The following is a 26,004-nucleotide window of genomic DNA, read 5'->3' as shown; positions in this document are numbered from 1 at the left end:
CGGTGAGCACACCGCAAAATTGATGGCGCCTGCACGGGCCTCTTCCCGGCTAAAGCCGGTCCTACTGTGGGATCGCGTGCATTCAGTGGGACCGGCTTTAGCCGGGAAGGCGTCGATAGGCACACCGCAAAGTTGATTTTTCACCCCGCAACATAACGGCCCCAGCCCATACGAGTACGGCCCATGCTTTTTGATGCTTCCACCCTGGACACCGCGCGCTTCATCGCCCGCCAACTGGCCAACGGCGCACTGGTCACCCTTGAAATCACCTTCTTCGCCCAAGTCGTCGTGGTGGTGATGTCGTTTGTCATCGCGCTGATGCGCCTGTCGCCGTGGCGCGCTTGGCGCTGGATCGCGACGGTCTACGTCGAAATCCTGCGTGGCATATCCGCCCTGGTGCTGCTGTTTTACCTGTTCTTCATCCTGCCGCTGTTTGGCATCACCCTGGCCCCGATGACCACCGGCATTCTCGGCCTGGGCCTGACCTTCTCGGCCTACGGTTCGGAAATCGTCCGCTCGGCCCTGAGCAACGTCGCCCGGGGCCAGCGCGACGCGATCAAGGCCCTGGACTTCGACGCGATCAACGCGTTTCGCCGAATCATCCTGCCCCAGGCGCTGCCGTTCATGCTGCCGCCGATGGGCAATCAATTGGTCGAACTGTTAAAGACCACCTCGCTGGTGTCATTGATCACCCTCAGCGACCTGACCTTTTCCGGCGGTCAACTGATCACCACCCTGGGTCAGCAGACGCTGATCTGGAGCATTGTGCTGGTGTGTTATTTCGTCATGGCCTGGCCGCTCAGTTGGCTGGTCAAGCGCTATGAGCGACGGGTCACCCACTGGCGTCGCGGGGTGGCGCCATGAACTTCGATTACGCCTTCGCCTGGTCCATCGTCCCCGATCTGTTTCAGGGGCTGCTGGTGACGCTGCAAGTGGTGATCCTCGGCTTTCTGCTGGCGGTGCTGCTCGGTCTGCTGCTGGCCATCGCCCAGCGCTCGAAAAAAACGCTGGTGCAACGACTGAGCGCCGGCTACCTGAGCTTCTTTCGGCACACGCCGCTGATGGTTCAGCTGTACGTGCTGTTCTTCGCCCTGCCCCTGGCCGGCCTGACCCTGCCGCCGATTTCCACCGGAGTGATCGGGCTGGGGCTGTACTACGCGGCCTACATTGCCGAAGCCTTTCGCGGTGCCATCGAAGGCGTGCCGGCCGGTCAATGGGAAGCGGCCAGGGCACTGGATTTCGACAGCGCCACGACGTGGCGGCGGATCGTCCTGCCCCAAGCCCTCAAGCCGATGCTGCCGGTGCTCGGCAATTACCTCATCGGCATGTTCAAGGAAACCCCGCTGCTGGCGGTGATCACCATTCCCGAGCTGTTCCAGGCGGCGAAACAGATCGCCGGCATGACCTACCGCTACAACGAGCCCTACACGGTGATGGCGCTGATGTTTCTGGCGATCAGCGTGCCGACCTCCCTGTTGTTCAAATATTTCGAGAGGCGCAGCCATGTCTGATCTCGCACACGCTCTGCCCGGCGCTTCGCCGCAGATCATCCTCAAGCAAGTGGTGAAAAACTTCGGCGCGACCCGGGTCATCGATCACCTGGACCTGAGCATTCCCGCCGGCCAGAAAGTCGCGCTGATCGGCCCTAGCGGTTCGGGCAAATCCACGGTGCTGCGCCTGATCAAGGGCCTTGAGGCCTATCAGCACGGCAGCATTGAGGTGGCCGGCGCGCCGGTGCCGGCCAAATCCGGCGGCTGGCACTGGCCCGGCGCGAAAAAGCCACCGGTGGTGCACCGGGTGGGCATGGTGTTTCAGCAGTTCAACCTGTTTCCGCACCTGACCGTGCAGCAGAACGTCACCGAAGCGCCGCTTCAGGTGCTCAAGCTCAGTCGCGAAGAGGCCCTGGAGCGCGCCCATCAATACCTCGGGCTGGTCGGTTTGAGCCACAAGGCCGATGCCTATCCCGCGCAGCTTTCCGGCGGCCAGCAACAGCGCGTCGCGATCGCCCGGGCGCTGGCCATGCGGCCCCAGGTGATGCTGTTCGACGAGGTCACCTCCGCGCTGGACCCGGAGCTGGTCGGTGAAGTGCTGGCGGTGATCCGTGCCATCGCCCACGAGCAGCAGATGACCATGCTGCTGGTGACCCACGAAATGAAGTTCGCCCAGGACATCGCCGACCGCGTGCTGTTCATGGAGGCCGGGCGCATCGTCGCCGATGGCTCGCCGACCGAGGTGCTGGTCGACCCGGACAACGAGCGCACGCGGCGCTTTCTCAATCTGGTGGAGCAACGTTGATCGGCCGCGGATCAGGTTAGTGCGCCGTCGAAAAAAACCGAACTCGCCGACCGCTCACACATCCAACCTTCATACCCCACAGCGAGGATGAATCCATGAGCAATGACACCCCAATCGACCCACACAACGTCACCCAGCCCGACGCGCCAACCCTCGACAGCGCCGGCAAACCCGTCAACGTCGTACAGCGAGACCTCAACGACACCGACGACAACACCCGCGCGGTGGACGAAGTCATCACCCCGACCTCCATTCGGGAAAAGGAACAGGACGCCGAAGAGCTGAACAGAAAGTCAGCTGAGATCGAACGCAAGGTTGCTGACGGCCGTTGATTCAATCCAGGCGGCCTTACAGCCGCCCTGCTCTCCTGAGCGTGTATCCACTCCCGGCAACACCTGCCGCGCCGCAATAACGATGGCGTCGGTACCGGCCTCTTCCCGGCTGAAGCCGGCCTAGGTGCCCAGCAGCGCGCGCACGGCGTCGAGCACCGCGCTGATCTCGAAGGGCTTGTCGAACACCTTGCTGAACAGATCGGGCCGGGCGATGCCCAGATGGGACTGCGCACCGCTCATCAGCACAATGGGAATCTGCCCCAGGCTCTGATTCATGCGAACCGCTTCCGCCAGCTCGATGCCGTTCATCCCGGGCATCATGTAATCGGTGATGATCAGCTGCGGGCGCTCGCGTTCGAGAATGCCGAGGGCCTTCAATCCGCTGCTGGCGGTGACGGTCAGGTAGCCTTCGTCTTCCAGCGCGAAGCTCAGTATGTCGGCGATGAGGTATTCATCATCGACAATCAGAATCGTGGTCATGCAGCCCTCCGCGCGAACGAGCGATCATCGGCTCGATGACGACTTCTACGCCGTTGCATTGCCTGAATCGTCGAGGGCATGAAACGCAGCCTTTTTCACAGTCAGACCCTGCTCGCCAATCAAGACGTCCAGCAGGGCCGGGTCGTAGGGGTTATCGCGGATTTTGAGGATCGACAGTTGGCGGGTCAGCCCCGCTGTCGATTGCGCAAAGCGGATCAGCATGAGGTTGTCGACAATGCCCGACATGTCCGGGGCCGGGGCGTCGATCTTGCCGCCGATCAGGCCGCGGATTTCCCAGCTGCAGACCACCGTGACGCCACGGGCGCGAAGCTCGCTCATCAGGGCACTGAAGAGGTCGAGAATCCGCGATTGATCGGCCGAAGCGCGGGCCATGCCACCGAGGCTGTCGAGGAACACCCGCTTGATGCCCTGCTGCTCGACGATCCGCAGCAGGTCGAGGGCCAGTTTGTCGATCAACTCGGCGCTCGCCGATTTCCAGGCAATGTGCAGCGCACCGGCGCGCTCCAGCGCTTCGAAGTCCAGCCCGAGCGCCGCCGCCTTCACCCGAAGGCGCTGGGGCGACTCGTAGAAGCCAAACAACAACCCGGGCTCGTCGGGCGTCGAGCGAGCGAGGAAATTGAGGCCGAATGTGGTCTTGCCAGTGCCCGACGGGCCGAGGAGCAAGGTCACCGACGATTCCACCAGACCACCGCCAATCAACGGGTCCAGCGTGTCGATGCCGCTGGGGACGACACTGAATTCCGCGCTGTCGCGCAGCGCCGAGTGGGTGATGGTGCTTTCGAGGCGCGGGTAGACGACCAGGCCGTTTTCGGTGATTTCGCATTCGTGGGCGCCGGGGATGGCGCCGCTGCCGCGGGTCTTGCGCGCCTTGATGCGGCGTACGGAACGGTTGCCGACCAGTTCTTCACCCATTTCCAGCACGCCGTCGACCATGGTGTGTTCGGGGCTGCCGTCATCCAGCTGGGAGCTGGTCAGGAAGAACACCGTGCAACCGGCGAAGGCGGCATGGCCCTGCAATTCGGAGATAAAGCGTTTGGTGTTGAGGGTGGATTCGGCTTTGGAGCGGGCATTGAGCAGCCCGTCGAGGATCATCACCGTGGACTTCTGGCGGACGATCTCCCGGCGCAGCAGCTTGACGACTTCATCGAGGCCGTCGTTTTCCATGGTGTCGAACGCGCTCACGAACTGGATCTGGTCGCCGACCCGGTCCTTGTCGAAGAAGCTCAGCGTGGAAAGAAACTGAAACAGCCGCTCGTGGGGTTCGGCGAGCAGGGTCGCGAACAGCACTCGGCCGCCATTGCGGATGTGATTGAAACCGATCTGGTTGGCCAGAATGGTTTTTCCGGAGCCCGGTCGGCCCTGAATGATGTACGAGGATCCGGCAACGAAACCGCCCATTAGCAGCTCATCAAGCCCTTCAATTCCGCTCTGAAGGCGTTTTAGCTGATTCAAATTTGCTTCCTCCGCCACCATATTGGCGTCGTGAATATTGCGAGTTAAGTCCGCGACTAATCGCGGATTATTGAGTTTTTAAGGAAGCTTTCCAAGGGCAATCATCAATTCTCATGACAGATTCACACGCATTCGCCGACAGACATCGCGGCAAACCCATTCGAACGGGTGTTTATCACTCGACCGAATCGGATCCGGGTTCCGGGGCACAGCCGTCCGTCTCGGCCTGGGACTGCTCGGTGCGCCGCTCGGGATCGTCGGGCTTGATGGGGGCGGACAACGGGTATTCAGGCGTGTCGTCAGGGTCAGCCGGTTGATCGTCAGCAGCCCCGCGAACGAGTGATGAGCGGTCTGGGCACATGGTTGCAGGTCCATTGAGGGAGGCAGGTGTTGGAGCGCACCGGCAGGCACTCGTGCGGTTCACCGGACCAATGGAGTGAACGGTGTCGTGTGCACCGAGCTGGATTGGCTACGACCTCAACTGTAGGACCGGCTTTAGCCGGGAAGGCGTCAATAGTCCCGCTGCAAAATTGAGACTGTACCCACTGGCCTCTTCCCGGCTGAAGCCGGTCCTACTGCCGGGAAGGCGTCGGCCGTTACAACGCAAAACGGAGGGCGCTCACACCCGTTTTTCCCCGGCCTCATCGAGATTCAGCAACACGGTAAAACAGCATCCGCCGTCATCGCGGCTGGTCAGGGTCACGGTCCAGTGCTGATTGGCGCAGATTCGCTGAACCAGCGACAACCCCAGGCCCAGCCCTTCCCCGCGTTGCTCATCGCCGCGCACGAAGGGCTGGAACATGGCCTGCTGTTTTTCCAGCGGGATGCCGATGCCGCTGTCCTCGACGCTGAAACCATCACTGCGCAGGGTCAGCTGAATGAACCCCTGATCGGTGTAATGCCAAGCGTTGCGCAGCAGATTGCCCATCACCGAGCGCAGCAAGGGCGCGTTGTAGACCTCACCGTCGCCGTCGTGGCGCTGATAGATAAAGCGCAAGCCTTTGGCTTCGATGGGCGTGCGCCAGGTGTCCACCAGCTCATCGGCAATCAGCACCAGCGAAGAACGCTGACCCTGAGGCGTGTTCTTGCCCTCCGTGCGCGCCAGCAGCAGGAAGGTTTCGACCAGTTGGTTCATCCCCGCCGTGGCCTTGCCGATGCGCTTTACCTGCGTGCGGGAGCGGTCGTCCAGCGCCGGGTATTCCATCAGCAATTCGCAGGACGTCGCCAGCACCATGAGCGGCGTGCGCAGTTCATGGCTGACGTCGCTGGTGAACAGCTTCTCGCGGCTCAATGCGGCGCGCAGCCGGCCCAGGGTTTCATCGAATGATCGGGCCAGCGCACCGACTTCATCGTTGGCGTAGTCGCTGGCGAGCACCGGCGCCATCTCCAGCAACTGATCGCGATGACGCACCTGGCCGGCCAGGCGCGACACCGGCGTGATCACCCGGGACGCGAGCAGCCGACCCAGCAGCACCGCCAACAGCACGCTGAGAAAGAAACCGACCAGCACCACACCGAACAGAATGCGCTCGCGCTTTTCGAACTTGCGCTGATCACGCAGCAGCACGTAGTGGCGCCCGTTTACCTCGGAGACCATGGCGTAATAGGCTTTCTTGCCGCGAAAGAACTCCTGGAATCCCGGGCGCAGGCCCTTGAGGTCGTCGCTCATGGCGAGGTCACCGACGCCCTCGTCGGCGTAGAACAACTCGTCTTTTTCCGGCCGGTGGCGCCAGTCGTTGACGCTGTCCACGGCCAGCAGCCGGTGCAGATTGCCGCCCAGGCTCATGATCGTCAGGCGCTTTTCGACCACGTGCACGGTGGCGATGATGCCGACGGCGAATACCCCGGCGACCAGCGCGCTCATCAACGCAAATACGATGACAATCCGTTGTTTAAGGCTGTGTTTGATGTCCATGAAGGTCCGTGCATGGCGGTACTCGAATCCGGGGCGTGGCCCCACCGGCGGCGATTATCCGGTGCGGGATGTCATGGTTTTGTCAAATGCCGCGCTCTTTGCGGCTGAAGCCGTTCCCAGCGGAAATCAGCGGCCGCATGAGCAACATGCCGGCCGCGCACCCGCCCATCAGCAGGCAGGTGACGATGAAGACCACCGGCATGCCGAAATGCCCGCCCAGGTATCCCCCGGTCAGTGGCCCCAGCACCTGGCCGATGTACTGGCAGGACGTGGAGTAGCCGAGCATGCGCCCGGCGACGGCGTCGGGCACCGAATGGCGGATGATCGCCGCAATGCACGGCAACAGGCCACCCAGGGCGATGCCCATGAGAAAACGCAGCAGCACCAGCTGCCAGGCATGGGTGACGAACGCCTGGGGAATGAGCAAGACAGCCGCCGCCGTCAGACAGCCGATGACCACTTTCCAGTGGCCGATGCGGTCGGCGAGCTTGCCGATCCGCGAGGCCGACAACACACTTGCCAGTGCAGTGACCGACATCACCAGCCCGGCCATCAGCGTGACGTTTTCGCTGTGCATCTGGGTCAGGTACACGGTGATGATCGGCTCGATGGACATGAGCGAAAACATCACCAGACAGGCCACAACCAGCATGGTCAGCACCGGTTTCCTGTCCGCGATGACGTCCCAGGCCCGCACAGCCGGCGCTTTCGCCACGCCAGTCTGACGCTTGGGCCGAGGCGCCTCCTTCATCAGAAACAGCGTGGCAAGGAAGGTCAGAAAGATCACGCCCCCGGCCAGGAAGAATGTGCTGCGGATGCCGATCAGCGGCGGCAACAGCCCGCCAATCAACGGCCCGGTCAGATTACCGGCCATGATTCCCGACGAGAGCATGCCCAGCGCCCAGCCGGTGCGCGCCTTGGGCGTCTGCGTGGCGACCAGAATGGTCGCGCCGGAGGCATAGCCGCCGAGCAACCCCGCCAGCAAACGCAGCCCGACCAACTGGTAAATGTTCTCTGCCAGCCCGATCAGCGACATCGCCACCGCCATGCCCAGGCTGGCACGAATCAGCATGAGCTTGCGCCCGTAACGATCACCCAGCCGCCCCCACAGCGGCGCGGTCAGCGCGGCAGACAGAAAGGTCGCGCCAAACGCCACCCCTGACCACTGCACGATGGCGGCCTGATCAGTGACGCCCAAGTGCTCGACATACAGCGGCAGAAACGGCAGCAGCAAGGTCATCGCAACGATGGTGGTGAACGCGCCGAACACACAGACGGCCAGGTTGCGCCTCCAGTGTTCTTCGACGAGGGATGGCTGAGATTGAGAGGGCGTGGTCATGACGGCTCTACCGTGAACGGAATACGCTCACGGTAGAGGGCTAGGGGCCATAAATAAAATTCATGTTTTTCATGCGGGGGATTCCAGTCAGGAATAACCCCCTGCCGCTAAAGCGGTCGCACCCGATTCACGACGCCTTGGACGCGCGCGGTATCGTGAAACGGAATTCGCTGCCGACGCCCTCTTCACTGGTGGCCGTCAGTTCACCGCCGTGAACCTTGACGATCCCTTGGGAGATATAGAGCCCAAGGCCGGTGCCATTCGGGTTGCCTTCACGTCTGCGCCAGTAGCGCTCGAACACATGGGGCAACTGATCGCTGCGAATACCCTCCCCGGTATCCACCACGGTGAACACCACATGGTCGCCCGCACCTGCCGCCGTGACCTTCACACTACCAGCCTTGGGGGTGAATTTGATCGCATTGCCCACCAGGTTGGACAGCACCTGAAACATGCGCTCCGGATCGGCGAAAACCGTCAGCTCGGGTTCGGCGTGGAAGGTCAGGTCGATGAATTTGTTCAGTGCCAGTGGCGTGAGCAGTGACCAGGCGTCTTCGAACAACTGGCTGACTTCCAGCCGCTCGGCGTCGATGAAGTAGCGGCCGGCTTCGATCTTTGACGTATCGAGCAAATCCTCCAGCAGGCTGCTCATCCGCGAAGACGCGCGCTGCAGGATGTCGACGGCAGAGCTGAGTCGTTTGGTAGATGCTGTGGCGTCGGCGTTGATCACCCGCTGCATCATGCCGCACTGCATGACGATAACCGTCAGCGGGCTGCGCAGGTCGTGGGACACCACGGCCACCAGTTCATCGCGGGCACGCACCGCCTCTTTCTCGCGCAGCACCTGCCGTGACAGGTCTGCCTCCAGCGCAGAGCGACGCAGATCGGACACCGCGTAGACCTCACCGGCGCTCCAGGTTCTGGCCTTGCCCTCGACCTGCTGTTCCCACAGGGCAAAGGATTCCCGTGGTTGCAGGCGGTCATTGACGACCCGTTTGGCCTGTTGCGGGTTGCCGCTCCACTCCACGCTGCCCCTGACTTCGGCGCGAAACCACAGCACCCCGTTGGCCACCGGCTTGGGCAAACTGAACGCCAGCAGTCCGCTGGCCACGCGTTGGTACGCTTGGGCGTCGGGGAACACGGCACCAAGGCTGGACGTCTCGAACACAGATCCGGGCCGGTTCTGCAGCCATTGCTGCAACGCGCTCACTTGCTCGGTGCTCGGGCACTGGCCGATCAGGTGTACCTGACCGTCGATGATCACCGCCGCACCGTTGGCGTCGACCAGTGTCAGCAGCGCCTGGGCGTGTTCAAGCAGCCCGTTGTACACGTCGTCAGCGGACTCGTTCATCGCCCTGGACAGCCTGTCCAGCATGTGATGCTTGGCCAGTCGCTGGCGCTGAGTCTGCTGATCTTCCAGCAGGCTGATCTGCATCGACAGCACTTGCCCGATGGTCTGGCAGGCCGAGCGCAGCGTGTGCGGCACCTGCAGCGGCTCGCGATTGCCGCAACTGATCAGGCCCCAGAGGCGTTCATCCTTGAGCAGGGAAATGCTCATTGATGAGCGCACGCCCATGTTGTGCATGTACTGACAATGGATCGGCGACACGCTGCGCAGCACCGCGTGGCTCATGTCCAGCGGCTCGCCGGTATCCGGGCGCAGGGCCGGGACCAAAGGCGCCGGCACATACGCGGCGTCGGGGATGATGCGCAGCCAGTTCAGGCGGTACAGCTCGCGGGCCTGCTGCGGGATGTCGGTGGCGGGGAAAAACAGCCCCAGGTAGGCGTCCAGTTCGGCCGTCGCCGACTCGGCAATGACCTGCCCGTGACCCTCCTCTTCAAAGCGATAGATCATGACCCGGTCGTAGCCGGTCAGTGCACGGATTTCCGAGACGCTGATGGCGTACAGATCGTCCAGCGATTTGGCCGATTGCAGGCGACGCAAGGTGCGCGTGAGGCGCGGCCCCAAGTGCTGCATCGATGCCTGTGTGACGACGGGCTCAAGTTCCAGAAACAACAGGCCGTCGTGGCGATGCAACAGGCCATCGAATGCCTGCCCGGCACATTGCGTCGGCAATGGATCGAGGCTGTGCAGATCCGCGTCTTGAACGGCGTCGCGCAAGGCCTCGGCCTGCGCCTCGCCCAGCCAGCGTACCAGCGAGTCGCCAGCCTGCACGTCGCCGGGGATGCCCAGCATCTGCCAGGCATTGGCGCTGGCCTGTTGCACGGTCCAGTCGGTTTCGAGCAGGGTCAGCAGAGCGCCGTGGGGCTGAATGGCGCCGGGGATACGAATGGGTTCATTGGCACAGGTGTCCAGCAGCTCATCCATGTTCAGCGTGTGGTCAAGCGTCATTCAACACTCCCGTTTGCTCCAGCCAGGTTTGAAAGCAGTGGAAAGTGGCACAGGCCGCCTGCACCACCTCGGCGTTGTGCAGCGGCGCATCGAACTCGGCCAGTTGCTTGAGGAAGGCCTTCCACAACCGCCCGGTGTCGCGGCCGTACACGTCCAAAAACTCACCGCCGCTGTCGGCATCAACGCCCAGCCTGTTGGCGATGATCCGGCGCAGCACCTGCCCCCCCAGCGTAGCCCCTTCCATGACATACATCACACCGAGCAACTGCGCGACGCTGTCGATGGCGGGCAGTTCGGTGCACAGCGGCAACGCCTGAATCTGCAGGTCGTCCAGGCCGAGGGCGTGCAGATCCTTGATCAGCGCGGGGATTTTCTGCCGGGCGGGGTCGATGGCCTGGGGCGCAAGAAAGCGCTCAATCGATTGTTGCAAGGGCAGATGGAAGCCGTAGTAGGCCGCGATGATCCGTTTGTAGGTGCCGAGATCAAGCTGGGGGTGGGTCAGTGGCAGTCGGGCTTCGAGTGTCGAGTGCTGGACGGCGGTAGCCGTTCGCAATTGCTGAAGGACACTGGCATAGGGGGCCGGGACGCAAGGGTCGCGCAACGCAGGGGTGATTTCAACCAAGGGCGAAAGTGTCCGGTCTGAGCGGACGTGCCTGAACATGCGGCAGCCGCTGTTGAGGCAGATGATGCGCGCACACTAATGGAGACAGTGCCCGGCTGTAAATATGGCTGACGGGGAAATGCCGACGTTCGGCCGGGCGGTATGGTCTCGGCGCGACCTTGGCCGTCGGCAAGCCTTGATACACGGGTATTGTCACAGCCAGGCCAATGCGGCGAGCAGGCCGAGCAATCCGCCGATGAGTAATCCGATCCACATCGCGGTGCGTTTTTCTGCAGTGACCTTGATGTCGGTGGACGTTGGCTGCGTGGCTGCAGAGTTTCTCTGGGTTGGGATGTTTCTCTGGGTTGGTGTGTTTCTCTGGGTTGAGGAATGAGTCCCGATGTGCAGCGATGGGGGCGGCATGGCGTTCGGCGCGACCAGCACCGCGGCCTGAGCTTCGCGCTCGATCCGCGACGCCCGTTGCTCCACCTGCGTGCGCAAGCCTTCCAGGCTATTGATGGACACAGGAAGCCGCTCAAGCAGCGTCCGGCGCACGTGCTCAAGCCGCACGCAAAACAGACCGAGGTCCGCCAGATCGCCGACATTGATCTCCAGTTCACGCAGCACCGCTTGCCAAGAGCCGAACAGTCCATTGAGGAGTTCCGCCCGCGCCGGCCCCCCTCGCGGCCAGGGTTGGGCGTCTGCCCGCAACAGGGTTTCCAGGACCGACAGGCCTTCGTACATCCCGTTCAGCCCGGCCAGATGACTGCGCGCCAGGGCGTAACCCGCCGCCGTTTGCAGGTCCGCGCCATTGCGGGCAAAGACACCCAGGCAGCACTGCTCGACGTGCCGCCAGTCGACATCAGGACAGGCGGGATGAGCGAGCCTGGCCATTTCGGTGCGCAGCATGCGGTATTCGGGCAGCGCGCGCGGATCGCCCCCAGGCTGGATGTCCAGGCCCGACCGCCTTTTTGCCTGGCCGCTCACGTTAGGCCCTGCACATTATGGCGCTTGAGATGACGCACCACCGCCCTTCCCTCCGGGCTCAAGGTCGTGCCGAACGTCGCGGTGCGGTTCCCTTCAAGGGTGGCGTCGAGGGCGTAGACCAGATGGCCCGGCTGGGTCTGGGGCAACAATTCGATGTCCAGCGACAACAGGCGCGGCTCGTACTTGAGCAGCGTGTCGGCGATGGTTCGCATCAGCCCATGGGCGGCAGAGGGCAAGCCTTCGAGCACAGCGCCCATGTCCGGCAGGCCGTAATCGGGCAAGTGCGCGAGGGTGCCCGCGCGGCTGTTGAGCACACGTTGCACATTGTCCAGCACCGAGAGCACGTATTGATCGTTTTCCCCCACCCGGGACAGGTCGAGCTCGCCGCTGAAATTCTGTAGCAGGGTTTCGTACAGCGAAGGGTTGAGCTCGCTCATGGCTCAACCCTCGGCCAGGGGGCGCAGGGTCAGCCGGCTTTCGCCCAGCTCGATGACCCGGGGCCGGTCCGGGTCGAGGTCGTCGCGGGTGAGCAGCAAGCGCCATTCATTGAGCTGCAGATCGGGCTCGCGGAATAACCCGACGACGGCGATCACTCCGGCGTTTTCGTTCAGCGGCACATCCAGCGGCGCGCCCTCCCCGGGCTTGATCACCAGCGATCGCTGATCCAGCAGGTCAGCGCCGAGCACCTGGTCGGCGTCCCGCAGCAGGTCGTCGTAGGTGGCTTTGCTCGCCGACTTGCCATCGCGCAGCTGATACACCCGCACCATCACCGGTACCGACAACTCGCGCATGTCCGTGCCATGAGTGTTCAGGGCCAGGCGGCCGTCGAAGTCCAGACGCAGGGTCCTGACCTGTTTGTAGAAAATCGCCTGGGTCATTGCTGCGGTGGATTCGGACACGCTCTGCGTCACCCCGCAGCCGCTGACGAAGAGGCCGAGGACGATGACGGACAACGCTTTATAAAAAATAGGCGACATGGGTGGGTTCTCTTTCCTGAGGATTGATGTGGAGCCCCTGGTAACGGCCCAGATGGATAGTGATGATGTCGTTTATCCCGGCAGCGCTGCCCTGCAACCCGAGTCCGGCGGTCATGCCCAGCAGCACACCTCGTCCGCCCAGCGCTGACAGCGGCAGGCAGCCGATGGGCAGCGACAGGCGCAACCGCGCGGTACAGCGCCAACCGAGGTAAACCTGCAACAGCACCCGCAGGTCGCTGTGCAAACCACCGCCGGGCAGCCATTCCTGCGCCTCGTCGTGGTCGGCGGTGAACAGCGTCAGCAACAGTTCGCTGTTGACGTCGCGGCCCACGCAGCCCAACGGCGTGCCCTGGGACAGACTCACCGGCCGCGCGGACGACAGGCTGGCAGGCGCGTCGAGGGCAATGTTTCGCGGCCAGTGCGGCTTGATCGACGCCTGAGTGCGAGACGCCAGCAAATGCACCAGCGCCGAAATGCCCTCGGCGTTGCGGGTTGGCAGACGCATCACGCCGAGCAACGCCAGAAAACGCGACAGCGGCGTGGCGATGCGCTTCGCGGTACCGGGGATACCCAGCCCGATCAGCCCGAACAGGCACTGGGAGGTGGGGTCGGCCCCAGCGGGCGCGAACGAGGCCGGGTAGGAATACTTGCGCCAGATCCGGTAGAACTGGGTGAAGACCCGGTGGTTGAAGATGTCGAGAAACCCCTCCAGCGCCTCGTGGCCTTCCCGCTTTTGCGCGATGTCGTCGAGGTAGCGCGTCGGCATCGGTGAATCCACGCCGTAGAGGCCGAGCAAGCGGGTGCGCACGGTTGCAGGTAGCGGCTGATCCTCAGACGACCACTCCACGGCTTTCAACTCACTGGCAGGAAAGCCCATGCCGGGATCGGGCCGGAAGCGCACCAGATCATCCGCCGGATCTTCCGAGCTGCCCATCGGCGGCTGCTCCGGCGCCGCGGCTTCCAGCAACTGGCAGAAGCGGTAGACGCTCGCCTCGGCCACCCGACCCTGCACGGCAGCGAGCCATTCGGCGACCCTTAGCCGGGAATCCGCTGGCTGTGGTTTTCGCTCCATCGCAGGCTCCTCCCGGTCGGTTGCAGAATCAGGGTGATCTGGGTGAACAAGTGGATGTCGGCGTACAGCGCGAAGAACCGGTTGAGCATTTCGCCGAACAGGCAGATGTCGCCCTCGCCGGCAAAGCCGTTGGCATCGAGGGTCACTTCGATGTCCACGCCGCGCAGCAAAAAACCTTTTTCGAAGCGCTGGATGAGGTGATGACGCACCTCAACGATGGCTTCCAGACGCCGACGATTGAGCTCGCTGCCGGTCCAGTCGTACAGCGCCAGGGTGCCACGCAGCACTTCGGCGTTATCGAGCATCGGCAGAAAGTTCGAGCCCAGATGGCTCAACACCCGCCAGTGAAAGCGGTCGCGGCTGGGCGGATAGCACGGCAGGGTCGGCGCACACAGGTTGCGCACCCGCAGACCGGACTGGGTCGCGTGCAGCGGCGTATCAAGGATCGTGCTTTGCAGCGCTTTCCTCGGCAGTTGCCCATTGGTGCCGGTAAGGCGCAGGGACAGGCACGGCCGCTCGGTCAATCGATCAAGGTCGGCGCCCTCGCCGCCCAGTATCAGCCAGGTGTCGTGCAGCCCGTTCGCGCCGCGCTTGAGGCGGGTGTGGAAATAACGCTCGGGCGCCTCGTCACGGAGCATGCCGCCCTTGTGCCGGAAGCTGGAAAACGGCACGTACTCTTCCCGCCCCGAGTCGCGGGACGCCGTTACCCGGTCGACCGAATAGATTTCGGTGTGGCCGTCCTGCAGGCGCATGGGCCGCAGCAAATAGTCGGTCTGCAAGGGATCAAGGGACAGCGGGTCGGCCTCCAGCGGAAACAGATTGATCACCGGCACGGCGTGCAGGCGAATGTGCTCGCTGCTCAGCGAAAATGCATGGGGCCAGGGCACACTCAGGACAGCCTCGAGTTCGAACCACGGCGCGTCCGGCGCGATGCTCATGTTTTCGAGCCCGTGCAGGGTCACGAACATGAATTTCTCGCGAAAACTGAAGTACTCCAGCAGCAACTGATAGCCACTGAAGGCGCTGTCGCCCTTCGGCCAGAGCCGGTCGTCATCGCCGAAGCCCTTGGGCCCGAAACGTCCTTGCAGCGGTTGACGTTGCGCGTCCCCGGGCTGACGCACGTAGAGGGCCTGAGTGCCCAGGGTCAGCGCGTGATGCAACGCGTTGGCCACCGCCGGGGTGGCGTTGAGGTACAGCGGGATGCGGCGCAAATCCAGCTGGCCCCAGTTGCTCAGCGCACCACAGGAAAACCGCAGGCGGATCACCGAGCGCCCGTCCGGTTCCTGGGCCAGGCGCACCGAATCCAGCGCCAGTGGACGCAGGGTCAAGTCCTGGGTGGTGGTGTAACTGCAGCGCGTGCGCTGGGGGCCGATGGGTTGCGACTGAATTTCAAAGCCGGTCGCGACCTGCTCGCTCTGCTTCATCTGGTTTACGTCGGGCTGCAGCTCGACGATCGACAGCGACGGAATCGTGCGCAGGTAATGGGGCCACAGCAGACTGACCAGGCCTTCGGTCAGCTCCGGCAGGTCATCGTCAAGTTTTTCCCGCAGCCGTCCCATGAGGAACGCGAAGCCTTCGAACAGCCGCTCGACGTAGGGATCGTGGGCGCCGGGCTTGTCTAGATTCAGCGAAGCGGCGCGGTCGGGAAACGCCTGGGCGAACTCCTTGCCGGCCTCGCGCAGGTAGCGCATTTCCGCATCGAAGTAGCGCAGGGTCAGATTGTCCGTGTTCAAAAAAACCTCCTGGTTGAAAGTGTCAGCCGCACAGCACTGCCGCGCGCACCGGGTCCATAGCCACCAGAGCCGCCAGCAGCGGCTCCATCCGTTTGCCCAGCGCAGCCTTGTCGGCGTCGCTGCGCTGGGCTTTCATGCGCAGCAACTTGAGCAGCCGCGCCTTGACTTCAAACACCCGCGCCGGCTCCCACTGAGCGAGCACATGGCGCTGGGCCGTGGCGTCCAGTTCGCCGAGCAGGTGCAACGCCAGCTCGCTTTTGCCGTACTGCTCGGCGACCCGCGCCATCAGCAGCTGCAGCAGCCAGCGCTGGCGGCCGCTGTGAATGTCGGGTCGGGTGTCGAGCCAGGCCAGCGCCACCTCGACGCCGTCGCGGTCGGCCTGGGCCAGCGCCTCGCTTTCGAGGGCCAGAATGTCGGCTTCGTCGGGGGTGGAAGCCGCCGGCGTAGGCAGCCACGTCGCAGCGCCCTGGGTGCTGACGTGCTGAACGATCCACTCGCGGGTGGTCTCGTCGGCAAAGGACGAGCCGTCGTCCCAGCACAGGGTTTCGAGGCCCGGCAGGCGTTCGAGGAGCATGCCCAGGTCGTCCTTGACGATCCGCGCCCAGCCCTCGAACGGCGCGGGTTGCCGACTCAGCGCCTGATACAGAAACCACTGCAGGTCGAGCCAGAAATGGTTCACGCCCTCGGCGAACATGCGCTCCACCTGATCGAGCAACTCGTTCCAGCTCTGTTGCAGGTACAGCCGTTTGAGCTGCGCGCGGTATTCGCCTCGCGGCGGTGCCAGTCGCGTGCGGCCATTGGCGTCCTGGGGCGGCGACTGGTGCACGGTGTCCCAGCGCAGGCTTTTCATCAGGCGATGGGCGGCCAGCCAGCCCTGGGGTTGCTCGCGCAGATAACTGGCCAGCGCGCGGCCGTTGTCCAGCAGGTCGCGGCCTGAGCGGACGGAATGTGGCGCGGGTGCTGCGCCGTGGCCGGGGGATTCGCGGGTTGCAGAATCATGGCGGGCACTGAATTGCGGCACCACGGCATCCAGTCCGCCGGCCTGGGCCAGGCGTGCCGACAGCGCCGAGTACAGCGCGCCGAGTTCCGGACGTTGTTCTGCGGGCCATCCTTCCAGCGACTGATCCAGCCAGGCCAGCGCGGCAACGGTGCGTTCGGCCTCGGCCTTCACCACTTCCGGGTACAGCGTCAGGCTGTCGAGGACTTTGGCGCTCGCCAGCCACTCCAGCGCGACCTTGCGACTGTTGGGCCGCGCCGGCAGCACCTCGACGCTGTAGCGATCAACCATGGCGGCCAGCAGATTCAAACCGTCCGCCAGCCCCGCTTCGCCGTCCCGCTGCAGGCGCGCCCACAGGTAATAGGTGAGCACGCGCAGGTCCTTGCAGGTGCCTTTGAGGAGTTTTTCCGCCAGTACGATGACCCGATCGGCGTCCGCCCCGGACAGCTTGTTGACCTCCTCGCGCATGCTCTGGAAATCATCGTCATAGCCGGGGTCCTGACCCACATTTGAGTCACCACTGATCGGAGCCAGCCATGACGCCCACTCGGTAGCGTGGGCCTTGGCGAGGGCCACCGCGTCGCGCTCACCCAGCGTCGTGGCGATCAACGCTTGCAGGCTCATTCCGTCACCTCGGCGCGCGACGGGGTTTGCGCGCTGGCGATGCCGTTGAGGAAGATCTGTCGCGGCAGTTTGAAATTGCGCAGCGCCAGCAGGCTCATCGGTCCCGCGCCCAGCTCGGTGCGCATGTGCCAGGTCAGGTCCAGGCCGTCCGGCGCCGGCACGCTGATGCGGTAGCGGCTGTCGCTGTCGTCCAGCGCGGTGACCGTGGCGGCGTCCAGCAAACGGATCAGCCCCCAGGCGCCCTGAAAGTCACCGTACAGACGCTCGCCGCTGCGCACGCTGGTCCACGTGAGGCTGGCGCCGGGGTAATCGCTGCTGCCGGGCCAGGCAAAGCGCTGCCAGCTCTCCTTCTGATTGAAGTACTGATGGCGCGCGCCGTTGAGCACGAAGGTGGTCTGCACCACGTCGCGCACCGCCTTGCCCTGCAGCTCGAAGTTGATGCCCATGCCGCCGTCGGTGTAGAGCACGTCGGCCAGGTGGCTGAGCTGATTGACCGCCGCGAGAAACCTGGGGTTGATCTGCAGGCCCTGACCGTGGGCCGGGTCCACCCCCCAGCGACCGCCGTCCTTGCGCAACACGCCGGTCAGCTCCCGCTGCAAGAACTGCTCAATGCGCCCCGAGTCCGCGCGGATCATCTTGCCCAGCATCGTCAACGAGGCGTCGCTGCCGGTGGCGGCGAAGGGATAACGGCCGAGAAATGCCTTGTCCCATTCATCAACCACCGCCTGCTGCCACTGCCGGTTCAGCGCGATCGCCGAAGGTTCCAGGACCTTGCCCCACGCCTGATCCAGCGGCTGCACGAACAGCGCATGGGCCACGCCGTCCCACTCCTCGCCGAGACTGGCCGCCAGCAGTTCGCCGTAGGCCCGAGTATCGGTAAGGTCGATGTTCTTGCCCTGAAAGACCGTTTGCGCCATGGCCTGGGTCATGCCCTGGGGATCGGCGGCATGGCTGACCTGTTGAAGCTTCAGGCGCACCCGCGTCACGCGGGTCAGAAACGCTTGCAGGCTGAGGTCGTCATCGCCGCCCTTGCCTTCCGCGTCCTTGCCCAGCAACCCCAACAGTGGGCCGAAGGTCGGATCCAGCGGCCCGGCCGGCGTGTCGAGCTGCTGGCTGATGGCAGGGACCTGCGACGGGCGCTCGCTGCCCATCAGCTTCTGCGCCGACTGCATCAGCGAGTCTTTCAGACCCTGACTGCGATGGCCGGCCTGACCCTGCCACGCCAGGGTGTTCATGAAGGCAATCAAGGGTGACTGGCGGACGTCGCTCATCAGCGTCAGTTGATCGATGACGTCGGCCAGGCTGTCGGCCCGCCGCCATTGCACGCTGTTGAGAAACTCCAGCCAGGCGCCGGAGTAATCATGGAAGTAGCGCTCGGTCAGCCGCGCTCGCAGCTGTTCCGGCGAGGTATTCGCGACGCCGCTGTTTTCCCGGTCGCTGAGCACCCAGTCGATCTGCTCGCGACGGGCCGCGACGATGTTTTCGATCGCCTGACGCACCTGCCCTTCCCACGCCTGCCGCGTGAACACACCCGGCACACGCGCCTCGGTGAAAAACAGCGGCCACGCCTCTTTGTCATCGACCATCTGCTCAACCCCGAGATCGGGAGCGTGAGTCGCGGCGGCCTCCAGCACCTGCTGATACAGGCTGGCTTCGCCATTGCGCTGGCCCAGTTGCACCAGCAACACCTGCCGCGCCTGGGCCACCAGCGCGTTATCCGACTCGATGCGCCACTGCGGATTGGCCTTCAGTTGCTCGGCATAAAACTGCCACAGCGTCGGTGACAGCCCTTTCCATAATCCCGGCGACACGCCCATGCGCGTCGGTTCGGCATGACCGAGGGCCGTGACCAGAAACCCCACGTCCACTTTCTCCGGGCGGACCATCATCAGATAGGCCTTGAGCTGCACATATGCGTTGTGCGCGCCCTTGGCACGCCGAGGACTGTCGGCGGGCGATGCCACCAAGGCGGCGAGTTGGCGCTTGAGGTTCTCCGCCGCCGGGTCGCGCATCAGCCGATTATTGGCCTCCACGTAGCGCGGCCACATCGCCGCGAGCAAGGCATCGTTCTGACTCAGCCCGAAGCGCTGAAACCATGGCTCGCCACTGCGTGCGCGGTCCTTCAGCCGCCCCATTTCGAGGATCAGCGCGTTGAGGGCGAGCAACGGCTCATCGCCGTTGCCCGACGGCTCCACGGCCGCGAGGGACGACTTGATGTCGAGGATCTGCGCGCGGTGGGTGGAAAACGACAGCAGTTGGCCGGTTAACCCGATCAGCATGGCGCCGAGGGCAAGGGCGTAGCTGATGCGCGTGACAGGCCAGCCCAGGCGCCGGGCGTCGCGAGGTGTGCCCGCGAGAACACCGGCCCACGCCGGACCCGGCAGCCACAGATTGCCGACGGACTCGGTCGGTAGCGCCGGCAAACTGAACCACAGCCCGCGTAACGGCACGCCCCGCGCGAACTTGCCCAGCAACGGCGTCAGGGCCTGGTGCCAGCGGGCGATGCCCTCTGCTTTCAGGTTGGAGGACAACCGGGAGAGAAAGTCATGGTCAGGGTAGACCGCCAGCTCGGCCAGGCCCATCTGATGCAACGAGTCGTCGATGGGGGCCAATATCATCCGCAGTTGCGAGCCGCGGAAGCGCGGGGGCAGCAGCGACCCAGCGGGCCCGCGTGCGTGCTTTTGCTGCGTCCGATTGCTCTCGCAGACCTCCCACAGGTGCAGCGGCAACTGCCAGCCCAGGGTTCGCGCGAGTTGCTGCAGACCGGCGACGCCACTGCCCATCGTCACGGCGTTGGCGCTTTGCTGTTTATCGAGGGCCCAGACAGCGCCGTCCAGGCCGCGCCGCTGGGTTACGTCGTGCCAGCGGGTGGCGGTTTTGCAGAGCTGGGATTGCGGGCTGCCGCCCCAGAGCAGCACGGTGTTCTGGGATTCAAGCCACTGGGCGTCGGCCAGGCCTGGGGCGATGGCTTCAATCTGCTTGGGCTCTCCGACGACCAGGATGAAGCGGGTGCGGGTGCGCTGGAAGGCGGTGTATTGGTGGTGGAGGTGCTCTTTGAGCGCATCGGCGATCTGTAGCGCCTTGTCCTCGCCCGGTCCAGTCCCTTCGGCAGATGCTGGCTGGGGAGAGATTTCACTGGCTTTTCTGAGATATTCCGCCCGCCCCAACCGTTGCGTCAGCCACTGAAAACTCACCGCGCCCGCACAGGCCGTTATTGTGGCGGCCGCAACACCCAGCAGCCATGCGGTTTGTTCTTCGCTGCCGGCAGCGATGCCCATGAGGTGAGGGAACTGCCATATCAGAATTATCAGGCCGAAGCCCACCACCAAAATGGCTGTGAGAACAACGAACCCGATAGAACGTGGAATACGCATAAAAAAGCTCCTGCTAGGGACGCGCGGGGACGGGCGTCAAGACCATGCCCCAGAGTGCGGTTTCACCCGAACCCTCCCCGGACAAAACAAATTGAGGTTTGGCTTCGTGCTGCAGATTCAGCGCAGCGGCGGCGAGGGGCAGCCACGGCGCGGCAGGTCCGGCGTGGCCCAGCAACGCGTCGAGATCGATCAGCTCCGGTTTGGCGTCCGCCGTCGGCAGGGCCGCTGGGATCTGTGCAGCAATTGCGGCGTTGCGCGCCCCATCGACACCTGCGCGCCAGACCTGACCGACCTGCTCGGGCTGCAGCGGTACCCAGTCCAGCGCTTGACGCATTGCCCGGATCAATGAGGTGTCGTCTTGCTCGCGCTCCGGTTCAGGACGATGAAGGCAGGCAAGCGTCGTTACACCGCTATGGTTCGTGGGGTTTGCAAGCAGCAGCCCAACGGCGGCCTCAGCCGTTGCATCGGCGTTCGAGGGGGCGATCTGCAGCGCGATGACCATCAGTGGGCTCTGGTCCGCAGCGCGTTGGTCGAGCCATTGGTCGACAGCGGCCATGCCTGTTTCGGCAACGGGCACTGGGGCGTGCCGGATGCCTGACTGTTGCCACGCCTGTTTCCAGATGTCTTGAAGCGTTTCCTCGGGTACACAGGTCTCAACCGTAAGCAGCAACGCAATCGGGCTGTTTTGTGGGAACTGCGCCAATGCAGGTGCCAGATCACCGAGCACTCTGCGCAAGGCCCCATCCAGCACATCCTCAGGCGCTTCGGCTACATCCCCGGGCAGGCGACTGTGACGTGCCACAACGCCAAGTCTTGTTACCTGGGATTTGATGGCGGGTTCGTCCCCGAGCATCAGATCGAGCTGAGGGTGTGTATCTGAGTCCGGCGCTCGCAACGCGGTGTGCAGGCTTGCGCCCAATACGTCAAGCGAGCGGCGACCACAGCTGATCCGCTGAGCCAGGTCCTCTTCCCGCACCTCATCCCAGCCGTCGGCCGAGCGCTGTTGGCCGGCGAAGATCATCGCTCTCAATCCGGCAAGGGCAGCCCAGATCATGGCCGACAAAGACACCGCCGGCCCCAGGATGATTGGCCGGCCCTCCTCCGGTGGCGGGATCAGCAGCACCTGTCCGGCCAGGCCCGCCATCACCAGCAAGACGAGTGCGCCAAGCCACAGCCACACCCGGGGCCGACCGGGTCGCTGAGCAACGGACGGCACTTGATCCAGTCTGACCGGCATGACTAACGTGCACTCGCTTGCGGCATGGACGAAATCAACAGGCATCCGCATGCGCAGCGATGGCCGTGAAAGGCGACCGGGATACCGTTGTCATTGAAGGCGGCGTGCCCTTCGGCCACGAACGTCGGGCCATGCCCGGGCAGCGGACAAAAGACAGGATCGTTCAGCCGGGCGACGCCAATGCCGCCGAATTTCATGACCCCGGAACCCGAAAGCACCTGGCCGCCTCCGGTGTGTGTGTCGCCTATGCGGATGATGTTTTTCATGATGTTTGTCTCTTGATGGCAGAAATAAAAGTTGATCGAATCCGGCCGAACTCACAGAAGTCCGGACGTGACAGTGCTTCGCACAAAATGTGCATTGCAGGAAAAGCCCTTCAGAACGTGCGTTTGGTAGTCCTTCAGGCATTTTTAGATGCCTCTGAAAACTGCCTATGGGTAGCGCTTGCTCGTGCGCCCGCACCCAGGTTTTATTTGGATTTACGGCATCTATTGACGGCCATCTTTGTCAGTTTGGCTTCTGTTAACCGATCTAATAAAAACGGATCATGAGAGCGGATAACGTCTAGATACACAGGCTTATCCGGCTGAGGCTTGTTAAATACCAAAAAGGCCAGCTTTTGTTTGAAGTAATAACAGCCTGACGACGTTTTTACGTATTTCTCGGGCTTTGCATTCGACAGATCATCCATGGAGGCATATCGATCGTATACCTCAACCTTGCCAATTTTTCCCAGAAGAAAATCTCCGCTAGTTTTATTGCTGATCATTGGCCATGTGTCGAATGCGTAGACCGAATGCATCCAAGTATTAGCGAGCTCCTGTGCAATGCTCTGAGAGTCTTCGTCGATCTTTGCATTGAGACCGCACATCCCCGCAAGCACTCCAGCGCCATTTCTCGAGTTTCTGCCATCGGCATACGCGCAATCGATATACGCACCGCGCGCATCTGCCTTTAAAGTGTAGTAATAACTGTCTCTTCCGAAAGCGAACAGCGCGGGCGCATTATTGATGAGCTTTACGCCTGTCGATAAGCCATATCGATCGCCGATAATATTGGGATATTGAAACTCCTGACCGCTAACAGGTGCTGTCAGGGTTCCATCTTTGTCGTTGGAAGAAATTGAAAAGGCTGCGTTCACCCCGGTTGCCATCGACAGGCACATAAGCCCCAGTAACACCTTCACGATTTTCATAGCGATTTCTCCGGACAGCCTTCGTGACTGCTTTAATTTTCTTTTTAAAAGGTCCCGTGCATCGGGATCAATTAGTTGCTAGCCGTAACTGTCTTTATTTGCACGCGTCAATGCCTTAGTGCCGTTCCTGTTAACGGCACTTTCTGACGGCCATTTTTGTTAATTTGGCTTCTGTTAACCGATCTAACAAAAATGGATCGTGAGAGCGGATTACGTCTAGAAATACAGGCTTATCCGGTCGAGGTTTGTTAAACACCAGGAAGGCCAGCTTTTGTTTGAAGTAATAACAGCCCGACGACGTTTTTACGTATTTCTCGGGCTTTGCATTCAAGAGATCGTCAATGGAGGCATATCGATCGTATACCTCAACCTCGCCAATTTTTCCCAGGAGAAAGTCTCCGCTGGTTTTATTGCTGATCATTGGCCATGTGTCGAATCCGTAGACAGAGTCTTGCCAGTCGTTTGAGTAGTTCTGAGCGATCACCTGAAAGTCTTCGATAATTCTCTCATCGAGCCCGCACATACCAGCAAGCACTCTGGCCCCATTTGTGGAATTTCTGGCATCGGCATACGCACAGTCAATATGCACACCCCCTGCATGCGTTTTTAAAGTGTAGTAATAGCTATCTCGACCCAAAACGTAGAGCGCGGGCGCATTATTGATCAGCCCGTCCGTCGTCCAGAGACCATCTTGGTCACCAATAATATCCGGGTACTTAAATTCATGACCATCCACACGCGCTGTTAAGATCGTATTATCGGCACTAGATGATAAGGAGAAATCCGCGCTTAGCCCAGTAGACATTGACAAACACATGAACATCAGTGTCGCGCGCTCAATTTTCATAATAGCTTTCCCGACAGTCTTGATGACTGCTGTAGTATTTTTTCAAAGTGCTCTGCATAGGAAGCAATCAACGCTGCTTTATCCATCTTATTAATAATTTGCCTAGCATATAAATAGTCGCGCGTATCACCTTTAAAATAATAAGAAAGTTTCCTCCCTGTAAAAAGCCCTTTGGTCATACCAATGATCATAATAGGCACTGAATGCTCGACTTTAGCCGCCGCATCCGGATCAGCGACATAATCGAAGCCTCGCAAATCAGAAAACTTTCGATAATTAGTCTTCCATGTTAGATGCACACAACCGCGCCCTCGATATTTAAACCCATCGCCCTTACTGGTATTTCCATATTTCACAGCTTCCGCTCGCTGGCCTGGGTTAGGAGCAAGTACAGGGTCGTACTTATTAAAGTAAGAAAGCTCTCCAATCTCAGGTTTTTCGCTGAAAAACTCGCGTGACGGCCAGTGATAGGTTTCATGTCTGACCGTTGCCAACATATAAGCAACCTCGTACACGCTCGCAACGTCGGTGGATTCCTCGTAATACTTGTTGATCGCCAGGACGGTCCTGCGCAGATTTTCTCTTGAACCCGCCGTAAGCGCAGGCGTGCCCGGAGCGAAGCGGGTGTGTTCCGCGGCATACAACGTCAAAAATGCTTCGACATCTATCAGGCCACCTGTCTTTTCAAAACACCCGATCAACCCGATCGGATGCAGATGATGCAACTTCCCATCTGCGGGCAACCCAAGCCGTCCGGCCACCTCTGCCCACCAACTCATCGCCTTGATCCGTTCCTTCTCCGCCAACCAGTTCAGGTTAGGCGTCGAGCCGCCGTGCCCCAGCAAGTCGTCCAGCGCATCCCACTTGCCCGGGACGTGATGCCATTCGCTTTGGTAGCGAACTATCAACTGCGAAATCGACTGCGCGTGGGCTGGCAATCTCAGTGCGGTTTGTATCTCGCTGCCGCTGAGCTTGTCGTCACGGTTGCGGTCAATGATGTCGAACAGGCGCTTTTTGATCGGGCCTTGGTCGGCCTTGTCAGCCGCCGCGCCATGGCGTGTGATCTCGTCCTCGTTGAACCGGCCTGATGCACGCATAAAAGAGGCGAGCATGCTCCGCGGTGAATCGTAGTCTGCCAAGGTCTCGTAACCCTCCCACGACCAAAGACTGAGCCACGGCGTCACGTCCACTTCTTCACGTACCCATCCGTCGAGCAGGTTGTTGTCGGCGTCGTGCAGCAGCCCGTCGAGGCGATACCAGTTGCACGCTTTACTGTCGCCAATGGCAGGCACTGCGATTTTTCGCTCGGCCGGCAAACCGTCGAGCAAACTTTTGGGAAGCAACAATTGCGCGGCGCTGAGCGTGTCTGCCGCCTTCAACGTCGGCGGTTTTTTGCTGCTGAACGTGCCCTGATGCGCGACCACGGGTGTGCCTTTGACGAGTTTCAGCCAAGCCCTGCTGCTGGCGGGTAGTTTGTCTGCCCAAAGGCGGCTCAGGCGCAGGAACATGTTCACGTCGCCCGCGCTGAACACCTCCAGGTGCAGACGATTCTCCGGGTAATCGACGGCGCCTTCGTGATATCGGCCCATGTGCCCGATCAGTTCACCGGCCTTGATCGCAACCGGCCTATCCAGAACGACAACGCTGCCCCGCGCTTCCGGCTCGACCGCGCCGCTCTGCAACGAAGCGAAGTGCACGTATTGATTGACCTGCTCCAGCTTGCGAAACCGGCCTGTGCCACTGACCGTCACCTCGGTGCCTGGATACAGCGTGCCGATCTCGTTGCCTTTGCGAACCATTGGCTGAGCACGGACGTTCAGGGGCGTCCCGGAAACGACCCGATGCTGCTCGCCCGCCAGGGATCGCAGGAAGTCGGCGCAGACATAACCTCGCAACGCACCGCTGGCGTCTTTCAGGTGATCGGGGCCGGGGGTGTTTTCAAGCTTGCGATAAGTGCCTTCGCCGCTGACCTGGACTTCCGCACCACGCGGCAGCCAGCCGATGATCGCGCCCTTGCTCGCCTTGTTGCGCACGTTCAGTCCGCGTTGCCCGGGGTAGTCCCCATGGATGTCGTTAACGTCGACGCGAACCTGAAGGGTCGATCCGGATTTCCAAAATCCTGGCCTGACGACAGCCGAGTCTTTTTCGTACGCCGCCCAATCCCGCAAATGCA

23 protein-coding genes are annotated in these 26,004 nt (G+C 62.1%); 4 read left to right on the top strand and 19 right to left on the bottom strand.

What is annotated here, in order from left to right; all coding sequences use genetic code 11:
• Positions 1–183 precede the first annotated feature (183 nt).
• The 4 genes from ehuC to IFT47_RS19710 all read left to right on the top strand — a co-directional run bounded on the left by ehuC (position 184) and on the right by IFT47_RS19710 (position 2,627).
• On the top strand, positions 184–864 hold the full coding sequence (gene ehuC / locus IFT47_RS19725) for an ectoine/hydroxyectoine ABC transporter permease subunit EhuC (RefSeq protein WP_192172252.1): 681 nt from the start codon (positions 184–186) through the stop codon (positions 862–864).
• Positions 861–1,511, top strand: coding sequence for an ectoine/hydroxyectoine ABC transporter permease subunit EhuD (ehuD, locus tag IFT47_RS19720; protein ID WP_192172253.1), 651 nt, complete (start codon positions 861–863; stop codon positions 1,509–1,511). Before ehuC ends, ehuD begins: the two co-directional genes overlap by 4 nt.
• Positions 1,504–2,295 (top strand): amino acid ABC transporter ATP-binding protein, encoded by a 792-nt coding sequence (locus tag IFT47_RS19715; RefSeq protein WP_192172254.1) that lies wholly within the window; start codon positions 1,504–1,506, stop codon positions 2,293–2,295. The genes ehuD and IFT47_RS19715 overlap by 8 nt, the downstream gene beginning before the upstream one ends.
• A gap of 95 nt (positions 2,296–2,390) precedes the next feature.
• Positions 2,391–2,627 carry a hypothetical protein gene (locus IFT47_RS19710; RefSeq protein WP_192172255.1) on the top strand — a complete coding sequence of 79 codons (237 nt, stop codon included), beginning with the start codon at positions 2,391–2,393 and terminating at the stop codon, positions 2,625–2,627.
• A 120-nt stretch (positions 2,628–2,747) separates the two neighbouring features.
• On the opposite strand, the gene IFT47_RS19705 is transcribed toward IFT47_RS19710, so the two are convergent.
• The 19 genes from IFT47_RS19705 to IFT47_RS19615 all read right to left on the bottom strand — a co-directional run.
• Entirely contained in the window at positions 2,748–3,107 is a 360-nt protein-coding gene (locus tag IFT47_RS19705) for a response regulator (RefSeq protein WP_192172256.1), read from the bottom strand.
• A gap of 45 nt (positions 3,108–3,152) precedes the next feature.
• A complete protein-coding gene (locus IFT47_RS19700; protein ID WP_274605507.1) occupies positions 3,153–4,580 on the bottom strand; it encodes an ATPase domain-containing protein in 1,428 nt (475 codons plus the stop codon).
• A 175-nt stretch (positions 4,581–4,755) separates the two neighbouring features.
• The gene (locus IFT47_RS19695) at positions 4,756–4,941 is read right to left on the bottom strand and encodes a hypothetical protein (RefSeq protein WP_192172258.1); all 186 of its coding nucleotides are present in this window, start codon (positions 4,939–4,941) and stop codon (positions 4,756–4,758) included.
• Positions 4,942–5,199: 258 nt separating this feature from the next.
• Positions 5,200–6,495: a sensor histidine kinase gene (locus IFT47_RS19690; RefSeq protein ID WP_192172259.1), complete on the bottom strand. Its 1,296-nt coding sequence runs from the start codon at positions 6,493–6,495 to the stop codon at positions 5,200–5,202.
• A gap of 82 nt (positions 6,496–6,577) precedes the next feature.
• Entirely contained in the window at positions 6,578–7,834 is a 1,257-nt protein-coding gene (locus IFT47_RS19685) for an MFS transporter (protein ID WP_192172260.1), read from the bottom strand.
• A gap of 127 nt (positions 7,835–7,961) precedes the next feature.
• Complete coding sequence (locus IFT47_RS19680) at positions 7,962–10,187, bottom strand: ATP-binding protein (protein WP_192172261.1); 2,226 nt, start codon at positions 10,185–10,187, stop codon at positions 7,962–7,964.
• Positions 10,177–10,809 carry a biliverdin-producing heme oxygenase gene (locus IFT47_RS19675; RefSeq protein WP_244655887.1) on the bottom strand — a complete coding sequence of 211 codons (633 nt, stop codon included), beginning with the start codon at positions 10,807–10,809 and terminating at the stop codon, positions 10,177–10,179. Before IFT47_RS19675 ends, IFT47_RS19680 begins: the two co-directional genes overlap by 11 nt.
• 192 nt (positions 10,810–11,001) lie before the next feature.
• A complete protein-coding gene (locus tag IFT47_RS19670; RefSeq protein ID WP_192172263.1) occupies positions 11,002–11,775 on the bottom strand; it encodes a type VI secretion system ImpA family N-terminal domain-containing protein in 774 nt (257 codons plus the stop codon).
• Positions 11,772–12,212, bottom strand: coding sequence for a type VI secretion system baseplate subunit TssE (gene tssE, locus IFT47_RS19665; protein WP_192172264.1), 441 nt, complete (start codon positions 12,210–12,212; stop codon positions 11,772–11,774). Before tssE ends, IFT47_RS19670 begins: the two co-directional genes overlap by 4 nt.
• A gap of 3 nt (positions 12,213–12,215) precedes the next feature.
• Positions 12,216–12,752, bottom strand: a complete 537-nt coding sequence (tssJ, locus tag IFT47_RS19660) for a type VI secretion system lipoprotein TssJ (protein WP_192172265.1) — start codon at positions 12,750–12,752, stop codon at positions 12,216–12,218.
• The gene (gene tssG, locus IFT47_RS19655) at positions 12,733–13,824 is read right to left on the bottom strand and encodes a type VI secretion system baseplate subunit TssG (RefSeq protein ID WP_192172266.1); all 1,092 of its coding nucleotides are present in this window, start codon (positions 13,822–13,824) and stop codon (positions 12,733–12,735) included. Before tssG ends, tssJ begins: the two co-directional genes overlap by 20 nt.
• On the bottom strand, positions 13,788–15,557 hold the full coding sequence (tssF, locus tag IFT47_RS19650) for a type VI secretion system baseplate subunit TssF (protein ID WP_192172267.1): 1,770 nt from the start codon (positions 15,555–15,557) through the stop codon (positions 13,788–13,790). The genes tssG and tssF overlap by 37 nt, the downstream gene beginning before the upstream one ends.
• Positions 15,558–15,579: 22 nt before the next feature.
• Complete coding sequence (gene tssA, locus IFT47_RS19645) at positions 15,580–17,178, bottom strand: type VI secretion system protein TssA (protein WP_192172268.1); 1,599 nt, start codon at positions 17,176–17,178, stop codon at positions 15,580–15,582.
• Positions 17,175–20,552: an ImcF-related family protein gene (locus tag IFT47_RS19640; protein ID WP_192172269.1), complete on the bottom strand. Its 3,378-nt coding sequence runs from the start codon at positions 20,550–20,552 to the stop codon at positions 17,175–17,177. The genes tssA and IFT47_RS19640 overlap by 4 nt, the downstream gene beginning before the upstream one ends.
• Positions 20,553–20,565: 13 nt before the next feature.
• Complete coding sequence (locus IFT47_RS19635) at positions 20,566–21,789, bottom strand: hypothetical protein (RefSeq protein ID WP_192172270.1); 1,224 nt, start codon at positions 21,787–21,789, stop codon at positions 20,566–20,568.
• Between the two features lie 2 nt (positions 21,790–21,791).
• The gene (locus IFT47_RS19630; protein WP_192172271.1) at positions 21,792–22,055 is read right to left on the bottom strand and encodes a PAAR domain-containing protein; all 264 of its coding nucleotides are present in this window, start codon (positions 22,053–22,055) and stop codon (positions 21,792–21,794) included.
• Positions 22,056–22,258: 203 nt separating this feature from the next.
• Entirely contained in the window at positions 22,259–22,984 is a 726-nt protein-coding gene (locus IFT47_RS19625) for a hypothetical protein (protein WP_192172272.1), read from the bottom strand.
• Between the two features lie 130 nt (positions 22,985–23,114).
• Positions 23,115–23,831 carry a hypothetical protein gene (locus IFT47_RS19620; protein WP_192172273.1) on the bottom strand — a complete coding sequence of 239 codons (717 nt, stop codon included), beginning with the start codon at positions 23,829–23,831 and terminating at the stop codon, positions 23,115–23,117.
• Positions 23,828–26,004, bottom strand: a 2,177-nt coding sequence (locus IFT47_RS19615) for a hypothetical protein (protein WP_192176538.1), incomplete at its 5' end; no start/stop codon positions are given. The genes IFT47_RS19615 and IFT47_RS19620, both read right to left, overlap by 4 nt.

Origin of the sequence: Pseudomonas sp. CFBP 13711, assembly GCF_014842265.1 — a bacterium.
GTDB lineage: Bacteria > Pseudomonadota > Gammaproteobacteria > Pseudomonadales > Pseudomonadaceae > Aquipseudomonas.
This window is presented reverse-complemented; position numbering and strand designations above follow the sequence as displayed.

Bases quoted from the DNA above. Each gene is read 5' to 3' on its own strand.
- ehuC (WP_192172252.1), top strand. From the start codon at position 184: ATGCTTTTTGATGCTTCCACCCTGGACACCGCGCGCTTCATCGCCCGC.
- ehuD (WP_192172253.1), top strand. From the start codon at position 861: ATGAACTTCGATTACGCCTTCGCCTGGTCCATCGTCCCCGATCTGTTT.
- IFT47_RS19715 (WP_192172254.1), top strand. From the start codon at position 1,504: ATGTCTGATCTCGCACACGCTCTGCCCGGCGCTTCGCCGCAGATCATC.
- IFT47_RS19710 (WP_192172255.1), top strand. From the start codon at position 2,391: ATGAGCAATGACACCCCAATCGACCCACACAACGTCACCCAGCCCGAC.
- IFT47_RS19705 (WP_192172256.1), bottom strand. From the start codon at position 3,107: ATGACCACGATTCTGATTGTCGATGATGAATACCTCATCGCCGACATA.
- IFT47_RS19695 (WP_192172258.1), bottom strand. From the start codon at position 4,941: ATGTGCCCAGACCGCTCATCACTCGTTCGCGGGGCTGCTGACGATCAA.
- IFT47_RS19690 (WP_192172259.1), bottom strand. From the start codon at position 6,495: ATGGACATCAAACACAGCCTTAAACAACGGATTGTCATCGTATTTGCG.
- IFT47_RS19685 (WP_192172260.1), bottom strand. From the start codon at position 7,834: ATGACCACGCCCTCTCAATCTCAGCCATCCCTCGTCGAAGAACACTGG.
- IFT47_RS19680 (WP_192172261.1), bottom strand. From the start codon at position 10,187: ATGACGCTTGACCACACGCTGAACATGGATGAGCTGCTGGACACCTGT.
- tssE (WP_192172264.1), bottom strand. From the start codon at position 12,212: ATGAGCGAGCTCAACCCTTCGCTGTACGAAACCCTGCTACAGAATTTC.
- tssJ (WP_192172265.1), bottom strand. From the start codon at position 12,752: ATGTCGCCTATTTTTTATAAAGCGTTGTCCGTCATCGTCCTCGGCCTC.
- tssG (WP_192172266.1), bottom strand. From the start codon at position 13,824: ATGGAGCGAAAACCACAGCCAGCGGATTCCCGGCTAAGGGTCGCCGAA.
- tssA (WP_192172268.1), bottom strand. From the start codon at position 17,178: ATGAGCCTGCAAGCGTTGATCGCCACGACGCTGGGTGAGCGCGACGCG.
- IFT47_RS19640 (WP_192172269.1), bottom strand. From the start codon at position 20,552: ATGCGTATTCCACGTTCTATCGGGTTCGTTGTTCTCACAGCCATTTTG.
- IFT47_RS19635 (WP_192172270.1), bottom strand. From the start codon at position 21,789: ATGCCGGTCAGACTGGATCAAGTGCCGTCCGTTGCTCAGCGACCCGGT.
- IFT47_RS19630 (WP_192172271.1), bottom strand. From the start codon at position 22,055: ATGAAAAACATCATCCGCATAGGCGACACACACACCGGAGGCGGCCAG.
- IFT47_RS19625 (WP_192172272.1), bottom strand. From the start codon at position 22,984: ATGAAAATCGTGAAGGTGTTACTGGGGCTTATGTGCCTGTCGATGGCA.
- IFT47_RS19620 (WP_192172273.1), bottom strand. From the start codon at position 23,831: ATGAAAATTGAGCGCGCGACACTGATGTTCATGTGTTTGTCAATGTCT.